Origin of the sequence: Frankia alni ACN14a, from assembly GCF_000058485.1 — a bacterium.
In the GTDB taxonomy this organism is placed as follows: Bacteria; Actinomycetota; Actinomycetes; order Frankiales; family Frankiaceae; genus Frankia; species Frankia alni.
This window is the reverse complement of the sequence record NC_008278.1, coordinates 6,239,725-6,255,099: the sequence shown is the minus strand read 5'-3', so window position 1 is coordinate 6,255,099 and position 15,375 is coordinate 6,239,725. Positions and strand designations below refer to the sequence as shown.

At 73.8% G+C, this 15,375-nt stretch carries 15 protein-coding genes; 13 read left to right on the top strand and 2 right to left on the bottom strand.

What is annotated here, in order from left to right:
• The first annotated feature begins 6 nt into the window (after window positions 1-6).
• From FRAAL_RS25140 to FRAAL_RS25120, 5 genes are all read left to right on the top strand, one after another.
• Entirely contained in the window at window positions 7-858 is an 852-nt protein-coding gene (locus FRAAL_RS25140; RefSeq protein WP_011606844.1) for a GNAT family N-acetyltransferase, read from the top strand.
• A 313-nt stretch (window positions 859-1,171) separates the two neighbouring features.
• A complete protein-coding gene (locus FRAAL_RS25135) occupies window positions 1,172-2,251 on the top strand; it encodes an ABC transporter substrate-binding protein (RefSeq protein ID WP_041939757.1) in 1,080 nt (359 codons plus the stop codon).
• 58 nt (window positions 2,252-2,309) lie between these two features.
• A complete protein-coding gene (locus FRAAL_RS25130; RefSeq protein ID WP_011606842.1) occupies window positions 2,310-3,071 on the top strand; it encodes an ABC transporter ATP-binding protein in 762 nt (253 codons plus the stop codon).
• Window positions 3,061-4,134, top strand: a complete 1,074-nt coding sequence (locus FRAAL_RS25125; RefSeq protein ID WP_011606841.1) for an ABC transporter permease — start codon at window positions 3,061-3,063, stop codon at window positions 4,132-4,134. Before FRAAL_RS25130 ends, FRAAL_RS25125 begins: the two co-directional genes overlap by 11 nt.
• A 128-nt stretch (window positions 4,135-4,262) precedes the next feature.
• On the top strand, window positions 4,263-4,718 hold the full coding sequence (locus FRAAL_RS25120; RefSeq protein ID WP_041939756.1) for an RrF2 family transcriptional regulator: 456 nt from the start codon (window positions 4,263-4,265) through the stop codon (window positions 4,716-4,718).
• A gap of 15 nt (window positions 4,719-4,733) precedes the next feature.
• Here the strand turns inward: FRAAL_RS25120 and FRAAL_RS25115 are convergent, their stop codons facing one another.
• Both FRAAL_RS25115 and FRAAL_RS25110 read right to left on the bottom strand, forming a co-directional pair.
• Window positions 4,734-5,267, bottom strand: a complete 534-nt coding sequence (locus FRAAL_RS25115) for a DUF4439 domain-containing protein (RefSeq protein WP_011606839.1) — start codon at window positions 5,265-5,267, stop codon at window positions 4,734-4,736.
• Window positions 5,264-5,962, bottom strand: coding sequence for a hypothetical protein (locus FRAAL_RS25110; protein WP_157892217.1), 699 nt, complete (start codon window positions 5,960-5,962; stop codon window positions 5,264-5,266). The genes FRAAL_RS25115 and FRAAL_RS25110 overlap by 4 nt, the downstream gene beginning before the upstream one ends.
• 483 nt (window positions 5,963-6,445) lie before the next feature.
• Between FRAAL_RS25110 and rimP the strand changes: the two genes are divergently transcribed.
• The 8 genes from rimP to truB all read left to right on the top strand — a co-directional run bounded on the left by rimP (window position 6,446) and on the right by truB (window position 15,353).
• On the top strand, window positions 6,446-7,138 hold the full coding sequence (rimP, locus tag FRAAL_RS25105; protein WP_256788540.1) for a ribosome maturation factor RimP: 693 nt from the start codon (window positions 6,446-6,448) through the stop codon (window positions 7,136-7,138).
• Window positions 7,135-8,232: a transcription termination factor NusA gene (nusA, locus tag FRAAL_RS25100; RefSeq protein WP_011606835.1), complete on the top strand. Its 1,098-nt coding sequence runs from the start codon at window positions 7,135-7,137 to the stop codon at window positions 8,230-8,232. Before rimP ends, nusA begins: the two co-directional genes overlap by 4 nt.
• 7 nt (window positions 8,233-8,239) lie before the next feature.
• Window positions 8,240-8,572, top strand: coding sequence for a YlxR family protein (locus tag FRAAL_RS32115; protein ID WP_083866920.1), 333 nt, complete (start codon window positions 8,240-8,242; stop codon window positions 8,570-8,572).
• A 219-nt stretch (window positions 8,573-8,791) separates the two neighbouring features.
• The gene (gene infB / locus FRAAL_RS25095; protein ID WP_011606833.1) at window positions 8,792-11,857 is read left to right on the top strand and encodes a translation initiation factor IF-2; all 3,066 of its coding nucleotides are present in this window, start codon (window positions 8,792-8,794) and stop codon (window positions 11,855-11,857) included.
• 86 nt (window positions 11,858-11,943) lie between these two features.
• Window positions 11,944-12,276, top strand: coding sequence for a DUF503 domain-containing protein (locus FRAAL_RS25090; protein WP_011606832.1), 333 nt, complete (start codon window positions 11,944-11,946; stop codon window positions 12,274-12,276).
• Window positions 12,277-12,497: 221 nt separating this feature from the next.
• Window positions 12,498-13,109: a 30S ribosome-binding factor RbfA gene (rbfA, locus tag FRAAL_RS25085; RefSeq protein ID WP_011606831.1), complete on the top strand. Its 612-nt coding sequence runs from the start codon at window positions 12,498-12,500 to the stop codon at window positions 13,107-13,109.
• Window positions 13,110-13,203: 94 nt separating this feature from the next.
• The gene (locus tag FRAAL_RS25080; protein ID WP_231861343.1) at window positions 13,204-14,433 is read left to right on the top strand and encodes a DHH family phosphoesterase; all 1,230 of its coding nucleotides are present in this window, start codon (window positions 13,204-13,206) and stop codon (window positions 14,431-14,433) included.
• Window positions 14,430-15,353, top strand: a complete 924-nt coding sequence (gene truB / locus FRAAL_RS25075; RefSeq protein WP_011606829.1) for a tRNA pseudouridine(55) synthase TruB — start codon at window positions 14,430-14,432, stop codon at window positions 15,351-15,353. The genes FRAAL_RS25080 and truB overlap by 4 nt, the downstream gene beginning before the upstream one ends.
• Window positions 15,354-15,375: the final 22 nt, after the last annotated feature.

The window sequence follows — 15,375 nt, the reverse complement described above, 5'->3', positions numbered from 1 at the left end:
GACCGGATGGGCCTGCCGCTGCGCTCCGCGCCGACGCGACTGCTCGACGACCGGGATCTCCCCGCCGTGCGTGAGCTGCTGGCCCGTAATCCGGTTGCCGACGTGTTCGTCGCGTCCCGCGTCGAGGCCGCCGGGCTTGACCCGTGGCGGCTCGGCGCGGAGATGTGGGGTCACACGGTGGACGGCCGCCTGGCCTCGGTGTGTTACTCCGGTGCCAACCTCTGGCCCGTGGCGGCGGGTCCCGCCTCGGCGAAGCTGTTCGCCGAGCGGGCCCGCCGGCAGGGCCGCCGCTGCTCCTCCGTCGTCGGCCTCTCCTCGTCGGTCATGGCGATGTGGCGGCACCTCGAGCCGACCTGGGGACGGGCCCGCGAGGTCCGGTCCGACCAGCCGCTGCTCGTGATCGACGAGCCTCCGTTCATCGCGCCCGACCCGGCCGTGCGGCCCGTCCGGCCCGACGAGCTCGACATCCTGCTGCCGGCCTGCATCGCCATGTTCACCGAGGAGATCGGGGTGTCCCCGGTCCTCGCCGACGGCGGAGCCCTCTATCGGGCCCGCGTCGCGGAGTTCATCGGGCAGCGGCGCTCGTTCGCGCACATCGTCGACGGCCGCGTCCTGTTCAAGGCCGAGATCGGCGCGGTGGCCGGGGACGTCTGCCAGATCCAGGGCGTCTGGGTGGATCCGGCGCTGCGCGGGCGCGGCCTGGGTGCAGCCGGCACCGCCAGCGTCGTCGCGCTGGCGCGGGCGGCGTTCGCCCCGCGGGTGAGTCTGTACGTCAACGACTTCAACCACGCCGCCCGCCGAGCCTACGAGCGGGTCGGATTCCAGCGCGTGGGCACCTTCGCCTCGATCCTCTTCTGACCCGCTTCTCCTCCGTCGCAGGCAGGTGTGGCCGCCGCCGCCCCGCCGCCCCGCCGCTGCGTCGCGGTCGTCGGGCAGGACTGTGACCTGGTCCTCAGCCTGTTCCGGGATGGTCCGTGGGGATCAACTCCTCGTCCTCGAATCCTGTCCGTTTTGCGGGAGTTGCTCCCGAGATTCGATGCGTTTGTTACCGGACGATGTCTTCGCAATGAAGGCGCATGGCCAGGATGCGGGGCATCTGGCATGCTTACCATCCCGATGACGTCGATTGACTTGCATGGCGCGGGCGTCTGCCTGCGCCGAGGGGGTTTTCATGAGGCTGAGCAGACTGTGGCGGGCCATGACGCCACTGATCACCGCCGGGGCGCTGGCGCTGGCGGTGGTGGGCTGCTCGAGCTCGGGCGATGACGCCAAGGCGACGGCGAACGCGACGCCCGGCCAGGTGAGCGGGACTCTGCGACTCGGGTACTTCCCGAACCTCACTCACGCGCCCGCGCTCTACGGCGTCGAGAAGGGGATCTTCGCCAAGGAGCTCGGCTCCGGCGTCACGCTGAAGACGTCGACGTTCAACTCCGGCGTGCAGGAGGCCGAGGCCGTCCTGTCCGGGGCACTCGACGCCGGGTACATCGGGCCGAACCCCGCGGTGAACAGCTTCATCAAGTCCAACGGCGAGGCCGTGCGGATCGTCTCCGGCGCGACGTCGGGCGGCGCGGCGCTCGTGGTCCGGCCGGACATCACCTCGGTCGCGCAGCTCAAGGGCACCACGCTCGCGACGCCGAGTCTCGGCAACACCCAGGACGTGGCGCTGCGCTACTACCTGAAGAAGAACGGCCTGAAGACGGACACCCAGGGCGGCGGCGACGTCTCGATCAAGCCGCAGGACAACTCCATCACGGTCGACGCCTTCACCAACAAGGCGATCGACGGCGCGTGGGTGCCCGAGCCGACAGCGTCCCGGCTGGTCGCCGCGGGCGGCAAGGTGCTCGTGAACGAGGCCGACCAGTGGCCCGAAACCAAGGGTCAGTTCGTCACGACGGTGCTGCTGGTTCGCACCGACTACCTGAAGAAGAACCCGGAGATCGTGCACCGGCTCGTCAGCGCCAACGTGGCGTCGATCAACGCTCTCAACGCCGACCGCGCCGCCGGCGCGACGGTCACCAACACGGCCCTGGGCAAGCTTGCCGGCAAGCCGCTGTCGGACAAGGTCCTGACCTCGGCGTGGAAGTCGCTGACGTTCACGCCCGACCCGATTGCCGCCTCCCTGGTCACCTCGGCCAGGCATCAGGAGGAGCTCGGGTTGATCAAGAACCCGAAGCTCGACGGCATCTTCGACCTGACGATCCTCAACGACGTCCTGGCGAAGCAGGGCAAGCCGACCGTCTCCGACTCCTGATCCACCCGCAGGGCGCCCTCGCCGGGCGTGCGTCTCCACCGCAACGGGGGAATGATCCGTGACCGCTGTCCGCTCCGACACCGCACTGCGCATCGACGGCGTCAGCCGGTTCTTCGGCTCCGGCGCCGCCCGTGTCCAGGCGTTGGACAACGTCTCCCTGGACGTCCGGTCCGGCGAGTTCCTCTGTCTGCTCGGCGCGTCGGGATGCGGCAAGTCGACCCTGCTCGGGTTGATCGCCGGTCTCGACGCGCCGACCACCGGCACCGTGGACACCACCGGTCGCCGCGCGGGGATGATGTTCCAGGACTCGGCGCTGCTGCCATGGCTCACCGCGGGGGGCAACATCGAGGTGCCGCTGCGGCTGCGGGGTATCCGCCGCGCCGAGCGGCGGGAGCGGGTGGAAGGCCTGCTCGCGATGGTCCGCCTGGCCGGGCTGGCCGACAAGCGTCCCCATGAACTGTCCGGGGGCATGCGCCAGCGGGTGAGCCTGGCCCGCGCGTTCGCGCAGGAGGCCGACATCCTCTGCATGGACGAGCCCTTCGGCGCCCTGGATGCGATGACCCGTGACCTGCTCCACGACGAGCTGGAACGGATCTGGCGGGAGACCGGCGTCACGGTCATCTTCGTCACGCACGACGTCCGCGAGGCCGTGCGGCTCGGCGACCGCATCGTGCTGCTGTCCTCCCGACCCGGCCGGGTCGCGGAGATCTTCGACGTCGACATCGAGCGGCCGCGGCGCATCGACTCGGCCCGGGTCGCGGAGCTGGCCACCGAGGTGACCACCCGACTACGCGAGGAGGTCGGCCGGCATGGCCACTGACAGCGCCACCACGACCCAGCTCCACGGCCGGTCGACCGAGCTCGACGCCGAGACCGGTCTCGAGGTGGACGCGGCGCTCGCGGGTCTCGACGCGCTCGACATCCCGACCGCGCAACGGCGGCCGTTCGCGGCCCGGGCCTGGGCCGCCACCTGGCCGAAGATCGGCGCCCTCGTCCTGTTCCTGCTGCTGTGGCAGGTCGTCGTCTGGAGTGGCTGGAAACCCTCCTACGTGCTGCCCGGGCCGGGCAAGGCCCTGTCGGAGTTCGGCAGCCGCCTCGGCACCAGCCACTTCTGGGACGCCCTGGCACGCACCCTGGTCCGGGCGCTGGAGGGTTACGCTCTCGCGGTCGTGATCGGGGTCGTGGTGGGGGTGGCGGTCTCCCGCTCCACCATCCTGCGGACCGCGGTGGGCTCCTTCATCACCGCGCTGCAGACGATGCCCTCCATCGTCTGGTTCCCCCTGGCCATCCTGCTGTTCAAGCTCAGCGAGTCGGCGATCACGTTCGTCGTCGTGCTCGGGGCCGCGCCCTCCGTCGCCAACGGGGTGATCTACGGCGTCGACTACGTGCCGCCGCTGCTGGTCCGGGTCGGGCGCAGCATGGGTGCGCGCGGCTTCTCCCTGTACCGGTACGTGGTGGCCCCGGCGGCCCTGCCCTCGGTGCTCGCGGGGCTCAAACAGGGCTGGGCGTTCGCCTGGCGCAGCCTGATGGCCGGCGAGCTGCTGGTCATCGTTCCCGGCCATCCCTCGGTCGGCGCCGACCTGCAGAACTCCCGGGAGCTGCTCGACACGGTCGGGGTGATGGCCTCGATGATCACTATCTTCGTCATCGGAGTCATCGTCGACGCCACCTTCAACACCGCCGACCAGCGGATGCGTGTGCGCCGGGGGCTCGTCGCCGAGGGGACGTCCGCGGTGCGGGCGGCCCGGGGGAACCGGGGACGCGGCCTGGCCGGCGGCGGGATCGAGCCGGGGGGAGGCGTCGGGGACGGCTCGGCGCCGGATCTGCCCGCGGATGCGGGCGCCGGCGGCGCGGACGGCGGGCATTCCGGCGGCGGTGGGTGATCGAGAGGCGTCCCCTCTCCCCTGCGGGGGAACTCCACGGTGGACGGTGAGTGTCGGGGCGTGCACCCGCGGCGCGCCAGCTCAACCCGTCGGGCGCGCTGGGCGCTGCCGGGCGGCAATATGGGTGCATGCAGATCTCCGCTCGCGCCGACTATGCGCTGCGCGCACTCCTGACGTTGGCGGCGAGTGACGGACAGCTCGTCAAGGGCGAATCGCTGGCCCTGGCGCAGGATCTGCCGCTGCGCTTCCTCGAGAACATCCTGACCGATCTGCGCCGGGCCGGGCTCGTCCAGAGCCGCCGGGGCGCCGACGGGGGCTACCAGTTGGGCCGCCCGGCCGACCAGATCACGGTCGCCACGGTGATCCGGGTGACCGACGGCCCGCTCGCGAGCGTGCGCGGGCGCCGCCCCGAGGATGCCTGCTACGAGGGCGCGGCCAAGAACCTGCAGGACGTCTGGATCGCCGTGCGGGTCAACCTGCGCCGCGTCCTGGAGAACGTGACCCTCGCCGAGGTCGCCGGCGGCCGCCTCCCGGAGATCGTCACCGCCCTCGGTAACGACCCCGACGCCTGGACGACCCGCTAGGGGCTCGGCGGGCGCTCACGACGCCCCCGGCAGCGCGCGGGTGGCTGTGGCGGGTGGCAGGCCGGCCGCGAGGCGCGCTCGCTGGGCCCGCACGGCCGTGCCGCCCAGGGCGTCGACGGCGAGCGCCCGGGCGTCGGCGACGAGCACGGCTGTGGCGTCGTGGGCCGCCGCGGCGCAGGCGTCCTCGATCTGGGCCAGCAGGGTCAGCGACGCGGCGACGCTGACCGGCGTCGTGGGGATCCGGTAGGCCGGCAGTGCCGGGGCCGGCTGACCGCCGCGGGTGCCGATCGCGGCGATGAGGTCATCGCGTAGTGCCTGGTGGGCGACCCAGCTCAGCCGGGCCAGCTCCCGGGCGCCGGCGGCCGGGGGGCCCAGCGGCGCGAGCGCACCGCCGGCCGTCGCGGCCGCATAGATCGCGGCATGGGTGGCGGTGAGCATCGTGTTCAGGGCTGCCACGGCCGCCGCCTGCCCAGGCGCCGCCGGGCTCTGCCGGGCCGCCCCCGTCCCGGCGGCCGCGACGACCGGTTCGTCCCGCCTGCCCGCCGTCACCCAGCACTCCCGACACCAACACCGCCGAGACCGACACCGGCGAGACCGCCGACGCCGCCGGCGGTCTCGGCGGGCTGGCCGGCGCCGACCCGCGCGCTGTAAAGGTCGAGCAGCTCCACCTGCGCGACCCCGGCGGCGTGCAGGCTGGCCAGCAACGGCGCGAGCACGCCGCTCACGCGCAGGCTGTCGGTGCGCGCCGCGGCCGTCGCGCCGCTCTCGGCGGCGCGCAGCGAGGCCAGCGTCGCCGCGCGGGCCCTGGCCGACTCGTCGACGGCGGCCGTCGCCGCGGCCCCGGTCGGTGCGTGCGTGGTCGGTGCGTGCGTGGTCGGTGTGAGCCTGGTCGGAGTGGGCCCGGTGGGTGCGGACGCCGTCGGGATCGTCGTGACCGCGGCCGGGATCTGTGCTCCCAGCGTCGATGCGGCGAGCTCGTGATGGGCGCGCAGCGGGTCGAACAGGAAGCGCAGGGACGGATGGCGTCCGGCCGCGCTCCGGTAGGCCGTCGCCAGTGCCGTGGCTCGGACGACCGCGCCCCGCGCCGCGGCGATGTCCGGCGCGCCGAGCCCGCCGTTCGACGCGGTCGAGCGGGAGACCGTGGTCGTGCAGGCAGTTACCCCGACGGCGTCGGCGAGGGCGAGCCCGCCGAGTCCCACCAGGACGCGCCGCCGCGAGACGGATGTGCGGGGCGCCGGGTCCACGGTCCTGAGCTTCGCACATCGCGGCGGCCGGGCAGAGCGCCGTCCGACCCGTCCGGGTGGACCGTCGGCCTGGCGTCGGCACCCCGGCATGCGGGCCGCGGTCGGTCGGTGCGGCGGCGCACGTAGGCTATGGATCTCATCCTGTTCGCCGCCGCCGTGGCCCGGTGGGCTCCTGGGCGGCGGTCCGTCGGCGAGGATCACCGTGTGTCGTCGCCGGCCAACCCGGCGGTGTATCCGTGGTGTCCGGCCGAACCTGGGTATCGCCCCTGGTGGCCGGCATGCCGGGGACCGGATTGCCGGGGACCGGATTCCGGTGGCCGGTGGGCTGCCGGGGTGGCCCGGCCGGCAGGGGCGGCGAGACGATCAGGACAGGCGTGAACACGAGAAGGGACGGACCAGGTGTCAGGGGCGGGGGAGTCCGGTCACGGACGGGGCCGAGGCTCATCCGGAGCGGCTCGGCGGGCGGGGACCGTCCGGCCGGCGTTGCGCGACCGGTTGACGTCCGGCCTGGCCGGGGCAGGTTTCGATCTTGAGGATGTGGCGGTGAGCCGGGCCGGTTCGCGCAGCGTGGTCAGGGTGGCGGTGGACCGCGACGGTGGCATCGACCTGGACGCGGTGGCCGAGGCCAGCAGGGTGGTGTCGGACCTGCTCGACGCGGCGGAGGCGGCGGGCGAGGGCCTCAGCGCCGGGCCCTACGTCCTGGAGGTCACCTCCCCGGGGGTCGACCGGCCGCTGACCGCGCCCCGGCACTGGCGCCGCGCCGTCGGGCGGCTGGTGACCGTGCGGGACAGCGCCGGGGAGGTTCTGTCCGGCCGGGTGCTGTCCGCCGACGAGGCCGGGGCGGATCTGGCCGTTGCCACCGGGCCTGCCCGGCGCGGGCGTCCGCAGCGTCGTCGCGTCGCGCGGGTGACCTATGCGCAGGTCGAGCGGGCGACGGTGGAGGTCGAGTTCGCGGCCGAGGGGTATGATGATCTTTCCGGCGAGTCGCCGGCGCAACCGTCGGGGGATGCGCCGGACTCTCCGGACTCCGGCGTGAGCGCCGATGCGCCGCAGGCGCACACCGCCCGTGGTGGTGCGACGCAGGACGATCACCCGGCGTCGCCGGGGCCGGTATCCAACGACGAGGGCCGCCAGGTCGACGCCCAGGGCGCGGCCGGTGAGGAGATGACCCGGTGAAGCTCGACGTGGCCGCGCTGCGCGGTATCGAGCGGGAGAAGGACATCGCCTTCGACACCTTGGTGCAGGCGATGGAGACGGCCCTGCTGACGGCGTATCACCACACGGCCGGGTCGGCTCCCGACGCCCGGGTGGTCATCGACCGGACGACGGGTGAGGTGTCGGTGCTCGCGCGCGAGCCGGGTCCCGACGGGACCAGTCGCGAGTACGACGACACGCCTGCCGACTTCGGCCGGATCGCGACCATGACGGCGAAGCAGGTGATCATGCAGCGTCTGCGGGAGGCGCAGCAGGAGGTCACCTACGGGCAGTACGCCGACCGTGAGCACGAGGTCGTCTCCGGCGTGGTGCAGCATCACGAGCAGCGGGCTGGCTCCAAGGTGGTGCTTGTCGATCTCGGCACGATCGAGGGTGTGCTCCCGCCCGCGGAGCAGGTGCCCGGCGAGCGGCTCGAGCACGGCGACCGGATCAAGTGCTATGTGGTGCACGTCGCCCGCGGGCCGCACGGTCCCACCGTGACCCTCTCGCGAACCCACCCCGAGCTGGTCAAGGGCCTGTTCCGGCTGGAGGTCCCCGAGGTCGCCGACGGCACGGTCGAGCTCGCCGCGATCGCCCGCGAGGCCGGCCACCGTAGCAAGATCGCGGTCCGCTCCAAGGTGGCCGGGGTCAATCCCAAGGGCGCCTGCATCGGGCCGATGGGCAGCCGGGTGCGCGCCGTCATGGCCGAGCTGCACGGCGAGAAGATCGACATCGTCGACTGGTCGGCCGACCCCGCGACCTTTGTCGGCAGCGCCCTGTCGCCGGCCAGGGTGGCCCGGGTCGAGGTGACGGATCTGGCGAGTCGGTCGGCGCGGGTCGTCGTCCCCGACTACCAGCTGTCGCTGGCGATTGGCCGGGAGGGACAGAACGCGCGACTGGCGGCGCGGCTGACCGGATGGCGCATCGACATCCACTCCGACGCCGAGGACCGGGCCGGTGGGCCGCCGGCCGCCGCCGAGCCGCCGTCGGCGGGTGCGCCGCGGCGGTCCGGGCCACCCGGGGTTCCGCGCCGCTCTCCCACCGCGGGGGGGCACTCTCGGGGTCGGGCGGGATAGACTTCTCATGGCGTGTCGTGCGGAGCCCGTCCGTACCTGTATCGGATGTCGAAGCCGTGCGCCGAGTTCCGACCTCGTGCGTATCGTCGTGGACAGCGGTGAGCTCCTGCCGGATGCTCGCCGCCGTATGCATGGTCGGGGTGCGTACGTGCATCCGGACCTCGCCTGCCTCGATCTCGCGGAGCGTCGCAAGGCGTTCCCGCGAGCGCTGCGGGTGTCAGGTCCGCTCGGGTCGGTGCAGGTCAGGCTGTACCTGGAGCGGATTCGCCCCGCGGTTGTCGGATCCCGCAAGCGGGATCCATCCGCCGCGGGGGCTCCGGATGGAGCGAAAGTCGGGTAAAGGTAGGAGGTACGGGTGGTCTGCGGCAGCGGAGCGCCCGGGTCAGACGGGACGGACGCCGCCAGCGACGGCGCCCGATCCGGGAGGCGGCGCCAGATGACGTCGACAGGGAAGCAGGTCGAGACAGCGATGATCGCTCAATGAGCACCCAGCCATGATCACGACCGGCAGGTAACGAGGTCACGCGGGCACGGACCGCGGGCCGAACGAAGGAGCACCGTGGCAGGAAAGGCCCGCGTACACGAGCTCGCCAAGGAGCTTGGTGTCGACAGCAAGACCGTGCTCGCCAAGCTGAAGGACCTGGGCGAGTTTGTGAAGTCCGCTTCGTCGACAGTCGAAGCCCCCGTCGTCCGCAAGCTGAAGGAAGCCTTCCCCGCCGAGGGCGGGTCCGCCTCGGGCGGGCGTCCCGGCGGTCGGCCGGGGCCCGGTAACGGCGCCCGTCCGGCGCCGCCGCGTCCTGGCCTCGCGCCTCGACCCGGCCCCCGTCCCGTCCCGGGTCGTCCCGGCCCGGCCGCTCGTCCCGGCGGCCCCGCCGCCCCGAGCGCGCCGGCGGCCCCGAGCGCGCCGGCTCCCGGTGCGCCGGCGGCGAGCCCGCCGGCATCCCAGCCGCGGCCCATCGCGGCGAGCGCGGCCGCGCCGCCGCCCGCCGCGACGTCGATTCCGCCGGTGTCCTCCCCGGCCGCTGCGTCGGGTCCCCGGCCCGGCCCGCGGCCCGCCGGCGGCCCGGCGGCCCCCGGTCGTGCCCGTCCCGGTGCCCCGGTTCCGCCGCCCGGCGGCAGCGCTCCCAGCGCCCCGTCCGCCGGTGGCCCGCGTCCCGGTCCGCGTCCCGGCCCCCGGCCGTCCGCGCCCGGCAACAATCCGTACACGACGCCGTCTGCCGGGCCCCGGCAGTCGGCCGGCCAGTCCGGCTCCGGCCCGGCCTCCCCGCCGCGCCCGGGTGCGCCTCGCCCGGGCCCGCGCCCGGGTGGGCCTCGTCCCGGTGCTCCCGGCGCCGGCGGTCCGCGCCCCTCGCCCGGCTCGATGCCGCCGCGTCCCGGTTCGCGCCCCGGCGGTTCCGGCGGGATGCCGCCGCGGCCGGGCGGTAGCGGCGGTCCGCGGCCCAACGCGAACATGTTCCAGCCCCGTCCTGCGGGCGGCGCTCCCGGCCGTCCCGGCGGTGGCGGCGCTCCCGGCCGTCCCGGCGGTGGCGGCGGCGGTGGCGGCGCGCGTCCCGGCGGTTTCGCCGGTCGTGGTGGCGCTCCCGGTCGTCCCGGTGGTGGCGGCGGCGGTGGCGGCGGTGCCGGCGCGCCGGGTCGTCCCGGTGGCGGCGGTGGCGGCCGTCCCGCGGCGGGTGGTCGTGGGCGTGGCGGTACCACGGCGGGCGCGTTCGGCCCGGGTGGCCGCGGTCGTCCCGGCCGGCAGCGCAAGTCCAAGCGCGCCAAGCGGCAGGAATGGGAGAGCGGCCTGGAGGCGCCGCGGATGGGCGCGATGGTCCCCCGTGGCAACGGGCAGGCCATCCGACTTCCGCGTGGCGCCTCGCTGGCCGACTTCGCGGACAAGATCGACGCGAATCCCGGCGCGCTGGTCCAGGTCGTCTTCACCCAGCTCGGTGAGATGGTGACCGCGACCCAGTCCTGCACCGACGAGACGCTGCAGCTGCTCGGCGTGACCCTCGGGTACGAAGTGCAGATCGTCAGCCCGGAGGACGAGGACAAGGAGCTGCTGGAGAGCTTCGACCTGTCCTTCGGCGGCGAGTACGGCGACGACGTCGAGCTCAGCATCCGGCCGCCGGTCGTGACCGTCATGGGTCACGTCGACCACGGCAAGACGAAGCTGCTCGACGCCATCCGCTTCACCGACGTGGTCGCGGGCGAGGCCGGCGGCATCACCCAGCACATCGGTGCCTACCAGGTGCGGGCGACGGTCGACGGCGACGAGCGGCCGATCACCTTCATCGACACCCCGGGTCACGAGACGTTCACCGCCATGCGTGCCCGCGGTGCCCAGGTCACCGACATCGTGGTCCTCGTGGTCGCGGCCGACGACGGGGTGAAGCCGCAGACCATCGAGGCGCTCAACCACGCCCAGGCGGCCGGAGTTCCGGTCGTGGTGGCCGTCAACAAGGTCGACAAGGAGGGCGCCGACCCGGCGAAGGTGCGGGGTCAGCTCACCGAGTACGGCCTGGTCGCCGAGGAGTACGGCGGCGACACGATGTTCGTCGACGTCTCCGCCCGCAACAAGACGAACATCGACGGGTTGCTCGAGGCCATCATCCTGACGGCCGACGCCTCGCTCGACCTGCGGGCCCCGACGGGCACCGAGGCCCAGGGCGTCGCGATCGAAGGTCGGCTCGACCGTGGTCGTGGCCCGGTGGCGACCGTGCTGGTCCAGCGCGGCACGCTGCGGGTCGGCGACTCGGTGGTCGCCGGTGAGGCGTTCGGCCGGGTCCGGGCGATGCTCGACGAGCACGGCGGTCAGGTCACCGAGGCGGGTCCGGCCCGCCCGGTGCAGGTGCTCGGCTTCACCAGCGTTCCCGACGCGGGCGACAACTTCCTGGTGGTGCCCGAGGACCGGGTCGCCCGCCAGATCGCCGAGCGTCGGCAGGCGCGGGAGCGTAACGCCGAGCTCGCCCTCAGCCGTGGCCGCCCGACGCTGGAGACGATCCTCGAGCGGATGAAGGAGGGCGAGAAGACCCAGCTCAACCTCATCCTCAAGGGCGACGTCTCCGGTTCGGTCGAGGCTCTCGAGGACGCCCTGCTCAAGATCGACGTCGGCGACGAGGTCGGTCTGCGGATCATCGACCGGGGTGTCGGCGCGATCACCGAGACCAACGTCATGCTGGCGTCGGCGTCGGACGCGGTCATCATCGGCTTCAACGTCCGCCCGCAGGGCAAGGCGACGGAGCTGGCCGACCGCGAGGGTGTGGAGGTCCGGTACTACTCGGTGATCTACCAGGCCATCGAGGACATCGAGAACGCCCTCAAGGGCATGCTCAAGCCGGTCTACGAGGAGGCGCAGCTCGGTACCGCCGAGGTGCGCGAGGTGTTCCGGGTGCCGCGGATCGGCAATGTCGCGGGTTCGCTCGTCCGCTCCGGCATCATCCGCCGCAACACCAAGGCCCGCCTCATCCGCGACGGCGTGGTCGTGGCGGACAACCTCACGGTCGAGTCGCTCAAGCGGTTCAAGGACGACGCGACCGAGGTCCGCGAGGGCTACGAGTGCGGTATCGGTCTCGGGTCCTTCAACGACATCAAGATCGATGACGTCATCGAGACCTTCGAGCAGCGGGAGGTTCCCCGCGTCTGAGTCACGGTGCCGGTCGGTGCCGGCCGGTCGGGCGCCTGCGCGCCCGGCCGGCACCGGCGGCTCGTGTCATACCGCGGGAGACGATCATGTGGATCGGGACTCTCAGCCTTGACCTGCTGCTCGGGGACGTGCACTCGCTGAAGGAGAAGCGCTCCGTGGTTCGGCCGATCGTGGCTGAGCTGCGCCGTCGGTTCACCCTCAGCGTCGCCGAGACGGGACATCTCGACCTGCACCGCCGGGCCGAGATCGGGATGGCGGTCGTGGCCGCCGACCGGGCGCACTGCATCGAAGTCCTGCGCGCCTGCGAACAGCTGGTGGCAGGACACCCGGAGGTCGAGATTCTCGCCGCGCGCGAACGCTGCCTGTCTGAGGACGACGCCGACGGGCAACCTCAGCTGGCGGCGGACACCCTCGACTGAACTGCTCGCCGGAGGGCGCGAAGCGTCTGCCTGGCATGGCATCACCGGGGGATCGGGGCTCCGGCGGGCGGGGCGAACTCCCGCGCGGTGGCTGGCCCGCGCGCGGTGGCGGCCCCCGCGCGGCATCGATCCCCGCGCGGTATCGATCACGGTGGCGTCTCCGGGTGGGCGGGCTCGCCGCGGGAACGACGCCGAGGTAACACGGAGCGAGGAGGTCTACGGTGGCTGATCCGGCCCGGGCACGGAAGCTGGCCGTGCGAATTCGTGAGGTGGTCGCGTCCGCGCTGGAACGCGGCGTGAAGGATCCCCGCCTCGGCATGGTGACGGTCACGGAGGTGCGGGTCACGCCCGACCTGGTCGACGCCACAGTGTTCTACACCGTGTACGGCGACGAGGACGCCCGCCGGGCGTCGGCCGAGGCCCTCGAGTCCGCTCGCGGACTGCTGCGCAGCCAGGTCGGCCGTGCCACCGGGGTCAAGGTCACCCCGACCCTCACCTTCGTGCACGATCGGCTGCCCGACGACGCCAAGCACCTCGAGGACCTGATCAGCGTCGCCCGGGAGCGGGATGCCCGGCTCGCCGAGGTGCGCCGCGACGCCCGGCCGGCCGGCGACGAGGACCCCTACCGTCGTCCGCGGACCGTCGACGAGGACGACGAGGACGAGGACGAGGACCTTGTCGACGAGTTCGACGAGTTCGACAGGGTCGAGGAGCTCGACGCCGACGCCGGCGACGCCCTCGGCGGCGATGCCGGGGCACGGGAGGCAGGCGCGTCCGCCGGGCGCCAGGTGTATCCGGCGTCACCCGGCGGCGATCCGACCGCCGGGCGCTGAGGGTGGTCAGCCGCTCCAGGGGGACAGACCGTCGGCGCGCCGGCGGGCCACGGACACGGGCCGGCGGGCCACGGACACGGCGATGGGACGGGCGATGAGCGACGCGAGCGATCTCGTGGCGGCCGACCGGGCGGCCGTGGTGGCCGCGCTGACGGCGGCCGTCGACGCCGGTGACGACATCCTGCTCGTCGCGCACGTCAATCCCGACGGCGACAGCCTCGGTTCGGCGCTGGCCCTCGCGCTGGCGCTGCGGACGCTCGGGGCGCGGCCGCAGGTGTCCTTCGACGCCGAGCCCTTCGCCGTTCCCCGGACGCTGCGCTTCCTCGCCGGCCAGGAGCTGCTCGTCGATCCGGCGGCGATCACCGCCCGGCCGGGTCTCGTGGTCTGCCTGGACGCGGCCAGCCGGTCCCGGCTCGGCCGGCTCGCCCGGATCGCCGCCGGCAGCCGGATGATCGTCGTCGATCATCACGCCTCCAACACGCGTTTCGGCGACCTCAACCTCGTCGACGGCGAGGCCGCCTCGACCAGCGCGATGGTCGTCGGCCTGATCGACGCCCTCGGGGTGTCGCTGGACGCCGACCTGGCCGCGGCGATCTACACCGGCCTGGTCACGGACACCGGCTCCTTCCGGTTCGCGGCGACGACACCCGCGGTGCACCGCCTCGCCGCGCGCCTGCTGGCCACCGGCATTCGGCACGATCTGATCAGCCGGGCGTTGTGGGACACCCACCCGTTCGGCTACCTGAAGCTCCTCGGCGAGGTGCTGGGTCGTGCCCGGCTGGAACCCGAGCACGACCTGACCTGGACCTGGTGCGGCCAGGGCGACCTGCGGGCCGCCGGGCTGGACTACGACGAGATCGAGGGCTTCATCGACACGTTGCGCACGGCGTCCGAGGCCGAGGTCGCCCTGATCTGCAAGCAGGACGACGGCGTCTGGAAGGTCTCCGTGCGGTCCAAGGGGAGCGTGGACGTCGGCGCGCTGTGCGCCGGTCTCGGGGGCGGCGGCCACCGCCTGGCCGCGGGGTTCGTGACGAGCGCGGAGCTGACGGAGCTCATGGACACCGTGCGGGCGGCGCTGGCTCGGGCGCCGCGGCTGGCCGACCCCGCGGGCGGGGGACTGACCGGCCCCGACGCCGCGGCCGGGCGTGCCTGCGCGCCCGCTCCCGCACCCGCCCCTGCTTCCACCCCTGCCCCTGCTTCCACCCCCGCCCCCGACCCCGCCTCCAGTCCGACCTCCAACCCGGCCTCCAACCCGACCCCCCACCTCGCCGCTGCTCCCGGCCAGGATCGGGCCGGGCGGGGCCCGGCCGTGAGCGTCCGGTGAGCCCGCGGGGGTCCCGCTCGGCGGGGGGACCGCAGGTCGACGGCCTGGTCGTCGTCGACAAGCCGCCCGGGCTCACCTCGCACGACGTGGTCGCCCGCGCCCGGCGCATCCTGGGCCAGCGTCGCGTCGGCCACGCCGGCACCCTGGACCCGATGGCGACCGGCGTGCTCCTGCTCGGCGCCGGCCGGGCCACGAGGCTGCTGGGTCACCTCGCGCTCACCGACAAGGTGTACGACGCGACGATCCGGCTCGGCCGCACCACGACGACCGACGACGCCGAGGGTGAGCCGCTCGAGGACCGACCCGTCGACGTCGCCCCCGCGCGGCTCGCGGAGGCGATGGCGGCCCTGACCGGGACGATCGACCAGGTTCCGTCGAGCGTCAGCGCGGTCAAGGTCGGCGGGGTGCGCGCCTACGCGCGGGTGCGGGCCGGCGAGCAGGTGGAGCTCGCCGCCCGCCGGGTCACGGTGCACCGCTTCGACCTGGTCGCCCGCCGCGACGCCGACGGCGCGGCGGACCAGCGGGGCTGTGATCTCGACGTGACGGTCGGCTGCTCCAGCGGGACCTACATCCGGGCGCTCGCCCGCGACCTTGGGGCGGCGTTGGGCTGCGGAGGGCACCTGACGGCGTTGCGGCGCACCGTCGTGGGGCCGTTCGGGCTGGACCGGGCGGTGAGCCTCGACACGTTCGCCGAGCTGGGCGCGGGTGCGGTCGTCGGCCTGTCGGAGGCCGTCTCGGCCGGTTTTGCGCGCCGGGACGTGGCCGGGGACGCGGCGGTCGACGTGCGCCACGGCCGCCGGTTGGCGCCGGTAGGGCGGCCGGGTACCTACGGCGTGTTCGGCCCGGACGGGTCCGTGCTGGCGCTGGTCGAGGAGAGCGCCGAGGCGGTCCGCTCGCTGGTCGTGTTCGCTCCGGCCTGACCCCTCGCACGGCCGGGGGCGG